This is a genomic window from Bacillus sp. FSL K6-1218 (genome assembly GCF_038006445.1).
Lineage (GTDB): Bacteria > Bacillota > Bacilli > Bacillales > Bacillaceae_G > Bacillus_A > Bacillus_A thuringiensis_S.
Genome location: NZ_JBBOVE010000001.1, coordinates 1,072,167 through 1,089,760, shown reverse-complemented (window position 1 = coordinate 1,089,760; position 17,594 = coordinate 1,072,167). Strand labels below are relative to the sequence as shown.

The window sequence follows — 17,594 nt, the reverse complement described above, 5'->3', positions numbered from 1 at the left end:
TTTTGTAAATTTATAGTCAAATAAAAATAGTTGAATCAAAAGCATATTAAAGAAAAACATACCCAGTTTTGAAAATTATATATTATAAATATGAATTATATTGAACTAAAATAAACCTTACATGATTCATGCAAGGTTTATCGTTTTATACACAATATATTTCATCATTGTTGAGATATACTAGCATCGCTTTCAATTCGCTTTTCTTTTTGGCTCAGTTTTTTATCTTTAGATTTTTTTAATGTTAAAGTCATGCCAATAAAAATAAAAAGAATTCCTGTTATTTGCATTAAAGTTGGACGGAATCCAGTAAGTACAGTATCTAATAATATTGCCACTGCCGGATCTAAAAAAACTAATATTGAGATTGTTTTTGTAGATAAATGGCGTAAACTATCAAAAAACAGATAATACACTATCCCTGTGTGAATAAAACCAGTAGCTATAATATATGTCCAATTACTTTGAGTGAGGCCACTAAAAGCATCTAAATCTATAAATGGTATTAAAAGAAATATCCCCAAGAATGTTTGTAAAAATGTCATTGCATACGCACTCATTTTATTAATCCCTTTACCAAATAAAGTTGTAAATGCATAAAAGAGAGCTGCAAGAAATCCCCATATCATACCTGAAGACATTAATGAACCGAAAGAGAAGCTTCCATCGATACCAGCAATTAATAAAGCTCCTGCAAAACACACAATTATTGAAATAATAGATATTAATGTTAATTTTTCTTTAAAGACGATACTTCCAATTAACAGTACAATTACTGGTGCAAGATGATAAACTGAGATAGCAATTGTAACTGACATATTTTCAAAGGCTTTAAATAAGAAAACCCAATTAAATACTAAGAAAAAGCCACATATTAAAACTTGAATAACTTCTTTTCGTTCCCATTTATCTTGTTTATATTGCCCTGTAAGCAACCAGCATACACTTAAAAATATTGTCGCAAAAATACACCTTACAAACACTAATTCAAACGAAGGTAAGTTTGTTTGAACTGAAAAAAATCCAACTGATCCAAAGATAACCATTGATGCTATCATCTTTAAAGCCGGTACCGTTTTCTCTTGCTTAAAACTTTTTTGAAGCAAATTAATCCCCCTCCAATAAAAAATCGGTTTATAGTGAGAAAAACACCAGCCTTAAAAAAGGACAGGTGCTTTTCCTCAAAAACACTCAATTACAAGTTTTTCCCAGCGGTCCAACCACCATCAATTACAAAATTAGAACCAGTAATAAAGCGGGCCTGATCAGAAATCAAGTACTCAATACATGAAACAATATCCTGCGGCAACCCCCAAGTATCTAAAGATTGATTACTTTTTATCATAGACATCAAGGCTGTATTACTAAAGTATTCTTCTGTAAGTTCAGTTCTAATAACACCGGGAGAAATACTATTTACTCTTATATTTTGCTTCCCAAATTCCATAGCCATCTGTTTAGTCAATCCGATTAAGGCATGCTTTGATGCCACATAAGCAGCTCGCTCTGGTTCAGCCATTAATCCAGAAACCGATGCTATATTCACAATACAACCTTTTATTTTTGATTCACACCATCGCTTCGCTACTTCCCTAGAAAGGATAAATGGGGCTACTAAATTTACATCAATTACTTTTTTAAACATATCATCGGATAAATTTAAAACGGGTGTTATCTCTCGAATACCAGCAGCATTTATTAATATATCAGGAGAAAGGTTTTCTAAATCTAATTGAGTAAAAAGATTATGAATCGCTTCGCTATTACTTAAATCAATTTGCACTACTTTCAAAGGCATGTCTGTTTTCATATAATCTATTAAATTATTATTATTAATATCAAGCGCTATTACATGAAAGGATTTTTCTAAAAAGTATTTTATACAAGCATGACCTATACCACTATTGGCTCCAGAAATCATAATTATTTTATTCTCTCTCATTTTGTCTCCTTATAAGAAAATGTTACTAATAAAATATCACGAAAAGCCTCAGTACTACATTCTGTTCCAAGTGGCGTTACGGCATGGAAAACCTTTTGTCCAAATACTAAAGTTTCTAAAGGCTCCTTCAAACTTATAAACTGATTAATTTCCCTTGGAGAATTGGCTATTAAATTATCTCCGCCAATAGCTGTATTACTTAAATTCATAAGGTGTAAAAACACTACTGGTTCATCATCTTTATGTAACCAAATAGGTGAACTAAAAGATGGTCTTTCTTTAGTAGCTTTATATCTTACTTGATGTAAACCTATAATTAAATCTTTACTTGTATCTATTATATTTGTTTTAAATGCAAATTCAGTATCGAAACGCACGATATTTTGAATTAAAGGATTATATAAAAAACTATCATTTATGCTATGGAACTGTCTAACTTTACCGCCATCATCATAGTTATATTCTTTAGATTGGAAGTAATCATTACTATTATCTAAAATATAATCTGGTGAATCAACATACTTTATATACCTTGAATAAGATCTAGCACGGCATTCACCGTACGCATCATCTTCCAAATTATAATAATCTAACTGTGCTTGTGTTAATAAACGATGATTCTCTTCCTCTTGTAAAAAGATTTCATTTGAGATTTCAAGGAATCCTTTAGATTCAAATTCATGTACCTTTTCTTCTATGCTAAAGCCACTCATTTTACTAAGAACAAACGTCATTATAAAAACCTCCACACTATTGTATTTTTCTTTCTCACCCTATGTTAGAAATGCAATACGTAACCGAGATTCTTGCTTAATAAAATTAAAAATTATGATATTCAATTAATACACCAAATGAACTATATGTAATCCATTAAAACTATTTCTTAAGCAATATTATATATCCTTTTGATTATTTTTTCTAATTATCTGAAGATTTATCAATATTAGTCTTAATATTCTAAATTAAAGAAATGTATTTTTTGGAAAGAGAAAACTGCGAGTATTGCAATTATTTATGTATATAACTTTTTTTAAAATTATATTTTAAATATAGCTAGTTTTTTATAAATTTTTTGATATAATTACATACGGGAAACGGGAAGAATTTTGTCTTCCCATGTGTTTTTATTTGCATCTAGTTCTTTTGCTAGATGCTTTTTTTATGCTAAAAAAGGTATCCTCAAATACTTTGAGGATACCTTTTCACTTTTATTATCTCTGCTGTTTTCTACCTAATACGAATAATCCAAAACTCATCATTACAAGAAGTGCTCCCATATATGGTTCCACAGGCATTTTCTGCCCTGTCTTCGGTAATTCTTTTTCCGGTTTTTCTGAATTCGGTGTTCCAGGTTTCTCTGGATTTGGTGTTCCAGGTTTTTCTGGATTCGGTGTTCCAGGTTTCTCTGGATTTGGTGTTCCAGGTTTTTCTGGATTCGGTGTTCCAGGTTTTTCTAGATTCGGTGTTCCAGGCTTTTCTGGATTCGGTGTTCCAGGCTTTTCTGGATTCGGTGTTCCAGGCTTTTCTGGATTCGGTGTTCCAGGCTTTTCTGGATCTGGTGTTCCAGGTTTTTCTGGATCTGGTGTTCCAGGTTTTTCTGGATCTGGTTTTTCTGGACCTGGTGGTGCTAAATGATTCAATTTGTTTAATACTTCTAATTGAACTGCATTTATCATTCCATTTGTAATTTCAAATGGAATTGGATTAGTTAATTTTTCATATCCTTTTGGTGCTTCTACTTCTACTAGTGTGTAGTTACCTACAGATAGATCTGCGATTTTTGCCTTTCCATCTTTATCTGTTGTTACTTTCACTACTACTTTGCCCGCTTCATCATGAACTTCAAACACAGCTCCTGATAAGACTTCCTTGCTTTCAGCAGCCATTTTTGTAATCTCCACTGAACCTTTGTCTAACTGTTCATTCTCTACTTTCAATGATAAAACTTTCGTCATACCTTTTTTAATTTCGAATGATACTGGTTCCGTTAACTTTTTGTAACCTGGTAAGCTCTTCGTCTCTACTAATTTGTATTTTCCTACTGATAGATCTGAAATGTTTGCTTTTCCATCTTTATCTGTCGTTACTTCTGTTACTACTTTGCCTTGCTCATCTTGTACTTCGAAGACTACGCCTTCTAATACTTTTTGGCTATCTTTATCTACTTTTGTAATTTCTACATTTCCTACATCCACTAATTCATTTTCTACAGTCAATTGTAATGCTGTAACTCTACCTTTTTCAATTTCGAATGAAACTGGCTTTTCTAGTGGCTTGTATCCTGTCGGTGTTTCTACTTCTACTAACTCATACTTTCCAATAGATAAATCTGAAACGTTTGCTTTTCCTTCTTTATCCGTTGTTACTTTTGCAACTACTTTTCCTTTTGAGTCACGTACTTCAAATACAACATTTTCTAATGGAGCTTTACTGTCTTTATCTATTTTTGTGATTTCTACATTCCCCGTATCTACCATTTCATTTTCTACAGTGAACGTTAAAGATTTTGTCATACCTTTTGTAATTTCAAATGGTACAGGCTTTTCTAATTTTTTGTAGCCTGGTAAACTCTCTACTTCTACTAGCTTGTACTTTCCTACTGATAAATCTGAAACTGTTGCTTTTCCAGCTTTATCTGTCGTTACTTTCGTTACTACCTTGCCTTTGTCGTCTTGAACTTCAAAGACTACACCTGCTAACGGTGCCTTATTATCTTTATCTATTTTTGTAATTTCTACATTTCCCTTATCTACCATTTCATTTTCTATTTTTAATGATAGAACTTCTGTCATTCCTTTTTTGATTTCAAACGATACTGGTTCTGTTAATTGTTTGTAACCTGGTAAGCTTTCTTTCTCTACTAATTTGTACTTTCCTACAGATAAGTCTGAGATTTTTGCTTTACCATTTTTATCTGTTTTTACTTCCGTTACTACTTTGCCTTGCTCATCTTGTACTTCGAAGACTACGCCTTCTAATACTTTTTGACTATCTTTATCTACTTTTGTGATTTCTACTGAACCTTTGTCTAACTGTTCATTCTCTACTTTTAATGATAAGACTTCTGTCATACCCTTTTTAATTTCGAATGATACTGGCTCTGTTAATTTTTTGTAGCCTGGTAAATTCTCTACTTCTACTAGTTTGTAATTCCCTACAGATAGACCTGAAATTGTTGCTTTTCCTTCTTTATCTGTTTTTACTTTTGTTACTACTTTGCCTTTTGAATCTTGCACTTCGAATGTTACGCCTTCTAATGCCTTCTGGCTGTCTTTGTCCACTTTTGTAATATCTACTGAACCTTTATCTAACTGTTCATTCTCTACTTTTAATGATAAAACTTCTGTCATACCTTTTTTAATTTCAAACGATACTGGTTTTGCTAATTTTTTATATCCTGGTAAGCTTTCTACCTCTACTAGCTTATATTTTCCTACTGATAACTCTGAAACGTTTGCTTTTCCATCTTTATCTGTCGTTACTTTTGTTACTACTTTATCTTTTTCATCTTGCACTTCGAATGTTACGCCCGCTAATACTGCGCCACTTTCTTTGTCTACTTTTGTAATCTCTACTGAACCTTTATCTAACAGTTCGTTCTCTACTTTCAGTGATAAGACTTTCGTCATACCTTTTTTGATTTCGAATGATACTGGTTCCGTTAATTTTTTGTAACCTGGTAAGCTCTTCGTCTCTACTAATTTGTATTTTCCTACTGATAGATCTGAAACGTTTGCTTTTCCATCTTTATCTGTCGTTACTTCTGTTACTACTTTGCCTTTGTCGTCTTGAACTTCGAAGACTACGCCTTCTAATACTTTTTGACTATCTTTATCTACTTTTGTTACTTCCACATTTCCCTTGTCTAACATTTCGTTTTCTACTGTTAAAGCAAGAGATTTTGTCATGCCTTTTTCAATTTGGAAAGTAATCGGATCTACTAATTGTTTATACCCTTTTGGTGCCTTTACTTCTACTAACTTGTATGTGCCGACTGATAAATTAGTAACTTGTGCTTGTCCTTTTTTATCTGTCGTTATTTTAGCGACTACTTGTCCTGCTGCATCTTGAATCTCAAATACTGCATCAGCTAAAGCATCTTTATTTTCTTTATCTACTTTTGTAATTTCTACATTTCCTGTATCCACTAATTCATTTTCTACTGTTAGCTTTAGCGCTGTTACTCTACCCTTTTCAATTTCGAATGAAATTGGCTTTTCTAGTGGTTTGTATCCTGCCGGTGTTTCTACTTCCACCAACTCATACTTCCCAATAGGTAAATCTGAAACGTTTGCTTTTCCTTCTTTATCCGTCGTTACTTTCGCAACTACTTTTCCTTTTGAATCACGTACTTCAAATACAACATTTTCTAATGGAGCTTTACTATCTTTATCTATTTTTGTTATCTCTACATTCCCTGTATCCACCATTTCATTTTCTACTTTTAATGATAGAACCTCGGTCATGCCTTTTTTGATTTCAAATGATACTGGTTTTTCTAGCTTTTTATAACCAGGTAAACTTTCTACCTCTACTAATTCATACTTTCCTACAGGTAAATCTGAAACATTTGCTTTTCCATCTTTATCTGTCGTTACTTTTGTAACTTCATTACCCTTTTCATCTTGGACGATGAATGTTACTCCCGCTAACGGTGCTTTATTATCTTTATCTATCTTTGTTATCTCTACATTTCCCGTATCTAACATTTCATTTTCTATTTTTAATGATAGAACTTCAGTCATGCCTTTTTTGATTTCAAATAATACTGGATCTGTTAGTTTCTTATAGCCTGGTAAACTTTCTTTCTCTACTAATTTGTACTTTCCTACTGATAGATCTGAGATTTTTACTTTACCATCTTTATCTGTTTTTACTTCCTTTACTACTGTTCCAGCTTCATCTTGCACTTCAAAGACTACGCCTTTTAATGCTTTTTTGTTGTCTTTATCTACTTTTGTAATTTCTACTGAACCTTTATCTAACTGTTCATTTTCTACTTTCAATGATAGGACTGTTGTCATACCTTTTGTAATTTCGAATGATACTGGTTCTGTTAGATTTTTGTAGCCAGGTAAGCTTTTCGTCTCTACTAATTTGTACTTTCCTACTGATAAATCTGAGATTTTTGCTTTACCATATTTATCTGTTTTTACTTCTGTTACTACTTTTCCTTGCTCATCTTGCACTTCGAAGACTACGCCTTCTAATACTTTTTGACTATCTTTATCTATTTTTGTAATTTCTACTGAGCCTTTGTCTAACTGCTCATTTTCTACTTTTATTGATAAAGCTTTTGTCATACCTTTTGTAATTTCAAATAATACTGGTTCTGTTAGATTTTTGTAACCTGGTAAGCTTTTCGTCTCTACTAATTTGTACTTTCCTACTGATAGATCTGAAACGTTTGCTTTTCCATCTTTATCTGTTACTACTTTTCTTACTACGCCATCTTTCTCATCTTGGACTTCAAATTCGACACCGGCTAATACTGCCCCGTTTTCTTTGTCCACTTTTGTAATTTCTATATTACCTTTGTCTACCATTGCATTTTCCACTTGTATTGGGAATATGCCGTCCCCTGTTACATTTACTTCGAACTCTGTTTCTTTTAATTGGTAGCCTTCAGGTGCTTTTGTTTCTTTTAAAATATATTTTCCTGGTGCTAATGGTTTAGAGATTGCCTTACCATCTTTATCTGTAACAATATGTTCGACTACTACACCGTCTTTTACTATATCAAACTCTGCATTTGCTAATGGTTTTTCACCATTTTCCGAATCAATTTTCTTTACTTCAATTTGACCCTTTTGCATAGTGTTTTTAATTTCAATTGTTTTTGTTTCTCCAGCTTGAAGTGTAACCTCTACTGGGCTTGTTAATTTTTGATATCCTTCTGGCGCCACTGTTTCATAAACTTTATACGTCCCAGGAGCTAAAGTTTGAGGTACTGAAAAACCTTTTTCGTCCGTTTTCAGTGTTGCAACAACTTCATTTGCACTATTTCGAACTTCAAATTCTGCACCTTTTAACCCTTTATTCGGATTCTCAGAATCTGTTTTATGAATCAATACTGTACCATCTTTTGGAGCTTCAGGCGGTGTAATAGTTACTTCTTTTGATGTTAATGTTTTATCATCAAAATGCAATTCCGCTTTATTAGGAATCTTCTTATCTACGTAAGAAGATAAGTCTGCATTATTTTTAATTTTCGCCTTGATACTAAGATTAATTATCTGGTCTTCATATGACTTATAGTCAAAACTCTCACCAAACGTAAATGTTACTTCACTTCTTTGTTTATCTATATTTAACGTTCCTTTAGAAGTAATATCTTGGCCATTTTGATCATACACTTTTGCCTCTAATACTTCTAAAACATCTTCTAAATCATCACTAATTACCATAGATGTGTATTTAGGAGGATCGTTCGGTATATGTGTACCAACTTGGTATTGAATAACTTGATCCATTTGTGTTAACTGCTCATTCTCTACAAGCTTGCCATTCTCATCAACTATATTTTTTTCAATGCTAGGTGGATTATTGTCACCTGAACCGGATCCTCCCCCACCACTTACAAATACTTGTCCTACTTTTTCTTCAGTTTTAATATTTTTACCTTCTAATTTCACAGTATTTTTATGAGGCTTTGCAGCAGGATTAGTAATCTTTGTTTTATATCTTAAAATATAACCTTTTGAACTGTCTGGAAACTCAATTGTAAATCCAGTCTTCGTTGCATTTATTTTAATGTTAGATAAATCTGCTGGCTTAATATTTGTTGGTGCATAACCATCTTCAAATACAGCCTCTTCTAATACTACGCTGTCTGTAATTAACTCATGCCCAGGTCCTAATGTATCTGTTAATTTAAGATCTTGCATTTCTGTTCCAGTTGCATTTACATATACAAGCCAATCAGCAATCGAAGGATCTTCTTGATTATAAGAACCCCATTTCAATAGATTATCTGTATTGGGCTGTGGCTTCGGTCTCTCTGTCGTATTACTTACATTTACTTCTTTATTGACGATTTGACCATCAACGTTAAATTCTAATGGAATTTCTTTAACACCATCATATGCTTCTAGACCAAAGTAGAATTCTACGAATAAAGAACCTTTAATGTTATTCTTTCCTTCTACGTAATCACCCATAGTACACGTTAATAGACCCTTTTTCATCTCACATGTACCAACTGTTTTTCCTTCAGCATCTTTTAAAGGAAAACTCATATTCATAAGGTCTTTTCGAAACTCTTTTGGCATATCAATTGTGAATTGATCTCCACTTTTTATTTTTTCTTTAGCTGACCACTTCACTTCTACTTTCATACCATCTGAGGCTTGATACGGTTCAGATGTCGTGCCGTCAGTACGGGAAATATTAATTTCGTCCACTGGACTTTTCATCACAGCAGCTTGAATAACTGGAGCCCACACATTCAGCACTGAAAATAATACTAGAAAAACTAATGAAACCATTGAAATATGCCTTTTAGTACTTTTCATTTGCATAGTTCCCTCCTATTTTTTTATATTTATATAACAAAAAAAGACCGTCCGGTTGCATCAAAAATGTGCAACCAGACGATCTTAGTAACCAATATGTATTACCGTAGACTCTAAGCTTTGCGGCCTATCCTTTCGAATAGTGTGCTAAAAATATCTTTTATTCTTTTTTTGTTTCATTTTCCTCTTAAACCAAATATTACTATACCGTCTGGACGGTTATAATTCAATACTCTATAAAATTGTTCTATTTTTCTAATAAAAAAAACAATTCACCACTACATTAAATAAGTAATGGTGAATTGTTTTCACATTATATAGTTCGTATATTCTATTTATATGAATTACCAATAAGAGCTTGAATCACTTTTTCTCTTAACTCGGGGCTTAGTCTGCCAACCCCTAAATATTCCGAATACCATAATCCATCTGCTGCTAATCTAATAATTGTTGCACAAACTGAATCTATCTCATCGTTTTCTATATTCTTTTGCAGTTGCTGAAATGATTGTTGTAATGGCTCAAGTAATTCAGGTTTTAACATGAATGCTGCCATCATACTACTAGACAACTCTTCTGTTCTTCTCTCATTACTTAATCTTTCCTCTACAAAAGAGCGAACCCATCTCCCTTTCTTCTCTGAGTCTTCCGCTACTTTATTGTAAATGGCCCCCTCATAATCCTCTACCCCTCTGACTATCATACCTTCTATTAAAGCTTCTTTATTTGAAAAGTGATACAATAATCCACCTTTACTTACACCCGCCTCTTTTGCCACTGCTTCTAAGGTTAATTTAGCAACCCCTTTACATTGCACAATTTGAGAAGCGGCCGCCAAAATCTTTTGCCGCGTTATGCTTATACTCATTCCTTTTTAAAACCCCATTTCTACTAAATTTATATAAATACGAATCTTATTTTTAATATTGTTGATTACTACTAAGTATTTTCTTTATACAACAAAAGCTTCATTACCTTTGAATTTTTAGTTACTTATTCTATTTAAAATTTCCATATCATTCAATATGATAACATTAAATACACAAAGTTGACTATACATCTATACTTTTGTATTTATTCCTAATATATCCATTAGTGAAATTTACTTTATCCCGCAACATGGATAAGTATATTTCATTTATGTTACTCCTTTTATTTTTCCTAAAAATAATTTTACCTATTTTTTAGACAGAGTCCTCAAAAAAGAAAACCACCTACCCCTAAAGAATATAGGGAACAGATGGTTTATATGTTTTATTAGAAGGTAGTGCCTTCTTTTTTATAATATTCTTTTGAAATCTCTTCATAAAATGCGGCTGATGTCGCGTAGAAATAAGGTGCTAACCATAAGAAACCGATTCCTACAGTAAGAATACTTAAAATGAACCAACCTAAGAAACTTAAGCATAGTAAAAAGTAATCCATTTTATGCCCGTTCATCATACGACGACTTTCAGTAATCGCTTGATTCGCTGTATATTCTGGATGATCATTCAAAATAAAATATGTCATAGAATAAGAAAATGATTTAATAATACCTGGAATAATAAGAAGTAATGTCCATAGAGTCAAGTATACATACATTAATAAATATGTTAAAAACGACTTCATCAACTTACTTCCATCGCTAAACCATCTAAATATATGACCAATGCGAGCATCAGTCCCACGAATTGCATTTAAAACAAGATAATAGGCACCTATTGTTAATGGACCTATAACAAGCATTACAATAATACTTACTGTAAGTGAATCACTTGCTTCTTCCCAACCCCAAAATATCGAGAAAATACCTGTTGTTAGCATTTCAACAGCTCCAATAAGGATTCCAATTAATAAGGTTGCCCCTACCGCTAATCCCCATCTTCCTTTTAATGCATCAAGTGCTTCTCTTTTCAACTGACTTATCATATATAACCTCCTAATATTATTTCCATTTTATTATACCATTTATATCAAAAATCCCACATATTTTCCTAAAACAGAAGCATATTACCTTTTTTCATGCGTATTGATACATGTGTGCTGTAGTTGTACTAATAAATGGATTAAACCACTCTTTTCCCTATAACAAAAAAGCTTGCCCTTCATAATAGGCAAGCTTTCTCTGGTTATTTCTCATTTATTTTCTTCTTATACCAATCCTGCATTCTCTCCGCATCTTCTACTCTCGTATGCTCTATTTTATAACTAGATGATGCACTAGAAAACTTATACGTACATAAACCTGCCTGGCGCTGGAAATAGGATTGCGTTTTCTCCATTGATTGGACGTGTCTTCTTCTAATAAGTCCTGTATATTTTCCGACGCTACGATAGACAAGTGTAATTTGTTCTCCGTTAACACTGTAACCATTTGTTTTAAATGTTGCGTAGCCAAGTGTAAAGATAAAGATTGCAAGCGGTAGTAATGCCCACATGATGTAATACTTTTCAAAATATATGCTTATTCCAGTAAGCGGGATTGCGAACATAGCGAAAAAGATGAAACTATCAATAAGATAGCGGCGTAATGCTGCTTTTGGTAACGAAGTAATATTTGCATTCAGTTCGTATGGTAATTGTAAATGCGCGAGTAACTGTTGCACTCGATCTTTTCGAATGATAGGATGCAGTGTAACTTTTTCTTCTTTTCCCTCACTTTGAATGACTTCTACTTGCACAGCACAATAACCGAACGGTTGGCGTAAAATGCCTTCTTTTATCGTAATCCCTTGAATACGGTGTAGCTTTAGTACGAGTTCTTTTCTTTCCAGTAGCCCTTGGCAAATACGGACTTCATCATTTTTTCGATTTACTGTGAAGTTACCGTGTTTTAACGCGTAGCCAATTGTAGATATCATCCAAGAAACAACAAGTAAAACAGCTACCATATAAATCCAGCCATATATATCGTGGTCCATTACATATGACGTCACACTATTTTTTATCCATTTCGGAATATACTCATCTACTTGGTGATAAACGAAAAAGATTAAAGAGAATAATACTCCAAATTGACCAGATGTAACAGACGCTATTAAAATCTCTTTCCACGTTAACTTGTACTCTGTCGTTTGCTTTTCCTCTGTAACGATTGCTTTTTCTACTGTATTTTCTGCTGCTTCGTCTAACGTTTTTTCTGCTTTCACTTCTGGAGTTGGCTCATTTAGCAAAGTAATAAGCTCCGTCGCTTCTTCTACCGTAATTCCAGCTAAGCTAACTTCTGCTTCATCGCCTCCGCCAGCTGTTTCAATCTGAATTTTTTTCAAACCGAGTATTTGATATAGTACGTTAGAACTTGTATTAATCGTTTGAACACGTTCTTTATTTAAGTAGCTCTCCTTTTTCACGAAGAGACCTTTTTTCACATGTAATACGTTATTTTCAACCCAATATGTTGTGTAATACCATTTTTCAAACGCTGAAAAGACGGTGAGTAAACCGAATCCTGCGGGAATTAAATACCAAAACGGGAATTTTCCGTTTAAGCTAAACATAAAAATAATGAGTGGTATAAAATCTGTTATTTTTAATTCTAATAACATCGTGATTGGATGCTGCCTCTTATACATCCTCATCACTCACTTTCGCTAATTCTGCGATTTTCGTTTTCAACATTTCAGCTTCATACATCGTTAAACCTGGGATGCTATGAGAAGTTGCTGCTGTTGAAATGTGTAATTCTGCTAATCCGTATTTTCTCATAATTGGTCCTTGTTCAATCGTAACGTGCTGCACACGAATCATCGGTACTAATACACGCTTTACGACGAAAAGACCGTGCTGAATTTCAAGCTCTTCTTCATTTAGTTGGTAGCTGTAATAACGTTGACGTAGTTTCGGGAATAAGAAGTACGAAAATGGCGCGAACACAACTGTTAGCCCAATCATCACATACAAAATCCACGCCCACCAATCAAACTTTATCATGAGAAAAAGGTAAGCTAAAATGACGAGTATACCGATCCCTTCTTCAATTACAGCACGAACTTTCCACACCTTGACCATGTCAGGGTTAATTTCATTTTTCAATGGATCCATGTAACCACTCCAAATCTAGTAATCTAATATACGAATACTCTCAATCTATATTTTACATAACTTTACAGAAAATTAAAATTCAATCTTCTTTCCTCTCTGGAATAAAATATCCAAACCAAAGTAGCCAAATGAAACCGATTAACTTCATCCAACTTCCATCTGCTTGAAAAGCCTCTATCATACCTGGAATTTTATAAACTCCAATGAATCCAAGAAAACCGAGCCACCAGTTTTTTTGCATTTTCATTTTTACTCCTCCTTCATGACGCTTTTCACATTTCGAATCCAAATTTCTTTATATTTTAACTGAAATCCCATGAGCATATAATTGCTCATATTATCGATCACGAGCGCTAGCGTATGAGCATTTTCTTCCGTTGCATGTTGTGACACAACGCCCAGTCTCGCGCCTTTCTTCAATAAATCGTGGAAACCATGTAAGAAATCCTCTTGTATTTCAAATAATCGTTTCTGATACTTTTCATTTCGCGATGCAGTTACGATAAATTCATTGATAACGCGTAGTATTCCTTCTTGCCCTTCATACTCAGAAAGCATATGTAAACCATCTGCGATTAGCTTTTCTGCAAAGTTTTCTTTCGTATACTGCTCTTTATCGAAGTAATTTGCAAAATGATAATCAGAAAAAATCTCTTCAAATAAAAAATCAACTAACGCTTCTTTAGAAGAAAAATGATAATAAATAGCCGGTTTTGAAATACCTACCTCTTTCGCAATCATGGAAAGGCTCATCTTCTCAATGCCGTGCTCTGCCATGAGTTTAAATGATGCCTCTACAATGTTTTGTGATGTTTGTAAATTCTTTGTCATACTGTACCTCACTTATTTTTACTTACCGGTCGGTAAGCAAATTATAAAATGAAACTGAATAATTTGCAAGTTAATAAGAGTTTACACAGGAAGTTCTTGATAAAGTGAAACTTTAATCACCCTCCATAAACAGCGGGATAAAGGCGGCGATGAGGCTGGTCACGATAATAAAAGCGGAGTTCCATCCATTATTGTACTCTTTATCATATTGATTGTAGTCGGAGTTGGCTATAGCGGAATTAACTTCTAAAAAAAGCATCCTAAATCACACATTTAGGATGCTTTTTTTACTTTCTATTTAGCAATCGCATACGATAACAATTCATCGTCACTTCTCCAAGCCTTTGCAGCAATTGATAGTTCGCATATGCGCCTACCGGGGCACCAATTACTGGTACGAGCTGAAGCATTTTCGCTAAATCGATATAGTCTCGGTATTCTGTTTGGAACTTTTCCCAGTCCATATGATTTTCTTTTTCTGTATCCCACGTTTCAATTGCTTTCCATATTTCTTTTCGGTGATCGTCACTTGAAAAGGCAAGCTGGAAAACGTGAAGGATAAAAAGACGCTCTTCTTGTTTACTCGTATCAAATCCGTACAATGTCGCTGCATCGAATAAAAATTTAATTTTAATGCCGAGTAAAAGCGGAAAGTCAGCAAGGCCAAGGAGAATACCGCCAGCTCCCGTCCCCGCTCCTTCTGCCGCAGCTATTTTTTTGTACTCATCCATTTTTTTACGCACTTCGTCATCACGTCTTTGCAGTGACCATGTCGTCTCTTTTAGCTTCGGCTTTATAAAGTTTGATCCGGCGCTGATTGTTTGCACCATCATCCGAATCGTCTCTGTTAGCACCTTTTGTACTTTCGCCGGAATGAGCTGTTGTACTTTCGTCTGCACTTTCTTTGAGAACCGTGTCATCATAGAAGAATCTTTCATGAATGTAGCTTTCCACTGCTCCAGCTCTTTTATAACCTTTTCTTCATATGTAATCATAGGTTCATTCCTTTCAATTTAAACGATCAATGCGCTTCGCACCGTATTGGTAAACGAAACCGATACTAAATACTATGCTTACGACAAGTAAAATTCCTGTCATTATGAAATCTTTCGTTGCTAGTGCAAATATAACTGTAAAGATTACGCTCCCGATGATTAGAATCGCATTTAATAAAGTAAGAAAATCTTTCTTCTTTTCATCTACCTTTACTGGATACAAATCAAGCCAAATTTTCATGCGGTGATGTTTCCATAAAGTTAATAGCTGATAGCCAATTAAGTATAGGAAAATAAAACTTACGATAAATCGCCCGTATAAAAACGGAATGAAGTAAAGAATAACTCCGCCAAGAGCGAGCAGGCGCACATATAATCCAAAATAGTTACCGGATCTTAAAAACGTTCTCGTATATAAGTATAAATATGTACGCTTTTCGCCGATTATCGACAGAATGAAATCCAGCCATTTTCGGCGAGATACTCTTTCTTTTAATGCTGGTACATCAACGAACATATTCGCAATTCGGTACAGCAGCATCATTTTCTTACCTTCTTCAGAAATTAAATACTCCCAGTTTAGCGGCTTTCCTTTTACCATTTGATGCATGATAGCAAGATATAACACCATGAGCAGAACGATTCCGCCAATGAAAAGAACTGAAGTACGTTCTACAAGGAAATATACAAATAAACCGTTTAGGATAAAACGAATAAACCAATCAGCCCTTTGTATATTTTGATCTGTTAAAAATGACTTTTCCCACGCTACAAATAAATTCCACGCTTTTACAATGACAAATGCGAGGACGATCCAAATGTATCCAGCACCTGTTTGCTTCATTTGTTGGAAGTATAACGGAGCAAGCGCAGCTGCTACGATTGCGATCATGTATAACTGAATCATAAATGTAAAAAGAAATGCCTTGGTGAAGTAAGGTTTTAACTTTTCTTCAACTGGCAGTAAGTAAACGAGATCCGCTTCTTTTAATAACGTTTGAATGGATCCAGCTGTTAACACGAGTCCAATTAATACTGCCATTACGAGCGCAGTTGGAAAGGAAGATGTTAACGTTTGTAACCATTGCTGGTAATAATACGCTCCCGCACCGATGATGAACACGAAAATAAATTTCAAATGATCATTAAATACGTATTTACTATATGTACGAACTTCTTTTAGAAAGTGACGAAATCGTTCTTTCCATAACGCTGTGCTATTCATAATCTTCTTCCTTTGTTAGCGCGATGTAAATATCATCTAACGTTGCACCTGGCATATTAAACTGTGATTGCAGTTCAGCTAATGTTCCCTTCGCTCTTACTTCACCTTGATGCAGAATAATGAACGAATCACAATAACGCTCTGCCGTCGCTAAAATATGTGTGCTCATTAAAATACCGGCTCCACTCTTTTTCATTTGATCCATCATTTGAAGAAGAGATTGAATTGCTAACGGATCTAATCCAACGAAAGGTTCGTCTACTATGTAAAGAGATGGCTCAACTAAAAACGCGCTCATAATCATTACTTTTTGTTTCATCCCTTTTGAGAAATGAGATGGAAACCATTTTAAACGATTTTTCATGCGAAATTCATGTAATAGTTGTCCTACACGTTCTTCATATTGTTTTTCATCGACGCCGTACGCCATCGCTGTTAATTTCAAATGCTCTTCTAACGTTAATTCATCATATAATACCGGCGTTTCTGGAATGAATGAAAAGCTAGAACGGTACGCTGTCATATCATCACGAATTGTTTTCCCATTAATTGTGACAGTTCCTTTTTTCGGTTCCATTAAACCGATAATATGTTTAATCGTCGTACTTTTACCAGCTCCATTTAAACCGATTAAGCCGACAAGTTCGCCTTTATTAACAGAGAACGAAACGTCTTTTAATACAGGTCGTTTCGTATATCCTCCTGTAACATTTTCTACACGCAATAACTCGCTCATACGACACCACTTTCTTCATTAGTATTCATTCTATATTCATCTTACCAAAAATTATGCTGTACTACATAGTATCCATGTACTCAAAAAAAAAATTTAAATTTATTAGCATATATTTTCCCGAAAGCGGACATCATAATTATTGAAGAAGGAACACATTGAAAAAGCAACCACCAATTGATGAGTACAACAACATAGTGAAGTCATCATGAAATGGGGTGTCCATGTTGGACAATGAAATTTACACATAACCAGATTATTTGTTTCATTTTCGAAACGGGGTGTCTCCGAAAGAGCATATACTGTTTTAAAAAATAAACAATTTCATTTT

Annotated in this window: 14 protein-coding genes and 1 riboswitch; of the genes, 1 reads left to right on the top strand and 13 read right to left on the bottom strand. The window is 33.9% G+C overall.

The features are described 5' to 3' along the window. Positions 1-164: 164 nt before the first annotated feature. The 10 genes from MHI26_RS05700 to MHI26_RS05655 all read right to left on the bottom strand — a co-directional run bounded on the left by MHI26_RS05700 (position 165) and on the right by MHI26_RS05655 (position 14,310). Entirely contained in the window at positions 165-1,106 is a 942-nt protein-coding gene (locus tag MHI26_RS05700) for a DMT family transporter (RefSeq protein ID WP_000939628.1), read from the bottom strand. An 89-nt stretch (positions 1,107-1,195) separates the two neighbouring features. After that, complete coding sequence (locus MHI26_RS05695; RefSeq protein ID WP_001208944.1) at positions 1,196-1,942, bottom strand: SDR family NAD(P)-dependent oxidoreductase; 747 nt, start codon at positions 1,940-1,942, stop codon at positions 1,196-1,198. Next, positions 1,939-2,676: a 2OG-Fe dioxygenase family protein gene (locus tag MHI26_RS05690; RefSeq protein WP_000144818.1), complete on the bottom strand. Its 738-nt coding sequence runs from the start codon at positions 2,674-2,676 to the stop codon at positions 1,939-1,941. Before MHI26_RS05690 ends, MHI26_RS05695 begins: the two co-directional genes overlap by 4 nt. Before the next feature lie 477 nt (positions 2,677-3,153). Beyond that, positions 3,154-9,462 (bottom strand): SpaA isopeptide-forming pilin-related protein, encoded by a 6,309-nt coding sequence (locus tag MHI26_RS05685; RefSeq protein ID WP_061666646.1) that lies wholly within the window; start codon positions 9,460-9,462, stop codon positions 3,154-3,156. Between the two features lie 60 nt (positions 9,463-9,522). Beyond that, a riboswitch (cyclic di-GMP riboswitch) is annotated at positions 9,523-9,615 on the bottom strand. Positions 9,616-9,787: 172 nt separating this feature from the next. Then, positions 9,788-10,324, bottom strand: a complete 537-nt coding sequence (locus MHI26_RS05680) for a TetR/AcrR family transcriptional regulator (RefSeq protein WP_000028019.1) — start codon at positions 10,322-10,324, stop codon at positions 9,788-9,790. A 389-nt stretch (positions 10,325-10,713) separates the two neighbouring features. Further along, complete coding sequence (locus tag MHI26_RS05675; protein ID WP_000625402.1) at positions 10,714-11,367, bottom strand: DUF975 family protein; 654 nt, start codon at positions 11,365-11,367, stop codon at positions 10,714-10,716. Between the two features lie 200 nt (positions 11,368-11,567). Beyond that, a complete protein-coding gene (locus MHI26_RS05670; RefSeq protein WP_061666645.1) occupies positions 11,568-13,010 on the bottom strand; it encodes a PH domain-containing protein in 1,443 nt (480 codons plus the stop codon). Next, positions 13,003-13,479 (bottom strand): PH domain-containing protein, encoded by a 477-nt coding sequence (locus MHI26_RS05665; RefSeq protein WP_000371370.1) that lies wholly within the window; start codon positions 13,477-13,479, stop codon positions 13,003-13,005. The genes MHI26_RS05670 and MHI26_RS05665 overlap by 8 nt, the downstream gene beginning before the upstream one ends. 79 nt (positions 13,480-13,558) lie before the next feature. Beyond that, complete coding sequence (locus MHI26_RS05660; RefSeq protein ID WP_000783816.1) at positions 13,559-13,726, bottom strand: hypothetical protein; 168 nt, start codon at positions 13,724-13,726, stop codon at positions 13,559-13,561. A 2-nt stretch (positions 13,727-13,728) separates the two neighbouring features. Continuing rightward, positions 13,729-14,310, bottom strand: a complete 582-nt coding sequence (locus MHI26_RS05655) for a TetR/AcrR family transcriptional regulator (RefSeq protein WP_000164835.1) — start codon at positions 14,308-14,310, stop codon at positions 13,729-13,731. Positions 14,311-14,425: 115 nt separating this feature from the next. On the opposite strand from MHI26_RS05655, the gene MHI26_RS05650 reads away from it, so the two are divergent. Then, on the top strand, positions 14,426-14,560 hold the full coding sequence (locus MHI26_RS05650) for a sporulation protein YjcZ (RefSeq protein ID WP_116366711.1): 135 nt from the start codon (positions 14,426-14,428) through the stop codon (positions 14,558-14,560). A 37-nt stretch (positions 14,561-14,597) separates the two neighbouring features. Here the strand turns inward: MHI26_RS05650 and ecsC are convergent, their stop codons facing one another. Genes ecsC through ecsA form a run of 3 tightly spaced genes read right to left on the bottom strand, consistent with a single transcriptional unit; the run spans position 14,598 to position 17,266 of the window. Then, the gene (gene ecsC / locus MHI26_RS05645) at positions 14,598-15,305 is read right to left on the bottom strand and encodes an ecs operon protein EcsC (RefSeq protein ID WP_000634137.1); all 708 of its coding nucleotides are present in this window, start codon (positions 15,303-15,305) and stop codon (positions 14,598-14,600) included. A 13-nt stretch (positions 15,306-15,318) separates the two neighbouring features. Next, entirely contained in the window at positions 15,319-16,530 is a 1,212-nt protein-coding gene (ecsB, locus tag MHI26_RS05640; protein WP_061666644.1) for an ABC transporter permease EcsB, read from the bottom strand. Next, complete coding sequence (gene ecsA, locus MHI26_RS05635) at positions 16,523-17,266, bottom strand: ABC transporter ATP-binding protein EcsA (protein ID WP_001292597.1); 744 nt, start codon at positions 17,264-17,266, stop codon at positions 16,523-16,525. Before ecsA ends, ecsB begins: the two co-directional genes overlap by 8 nt. Between the last annotated feature and the right edge of the window lie 328 nt (positions 17,267-17,594).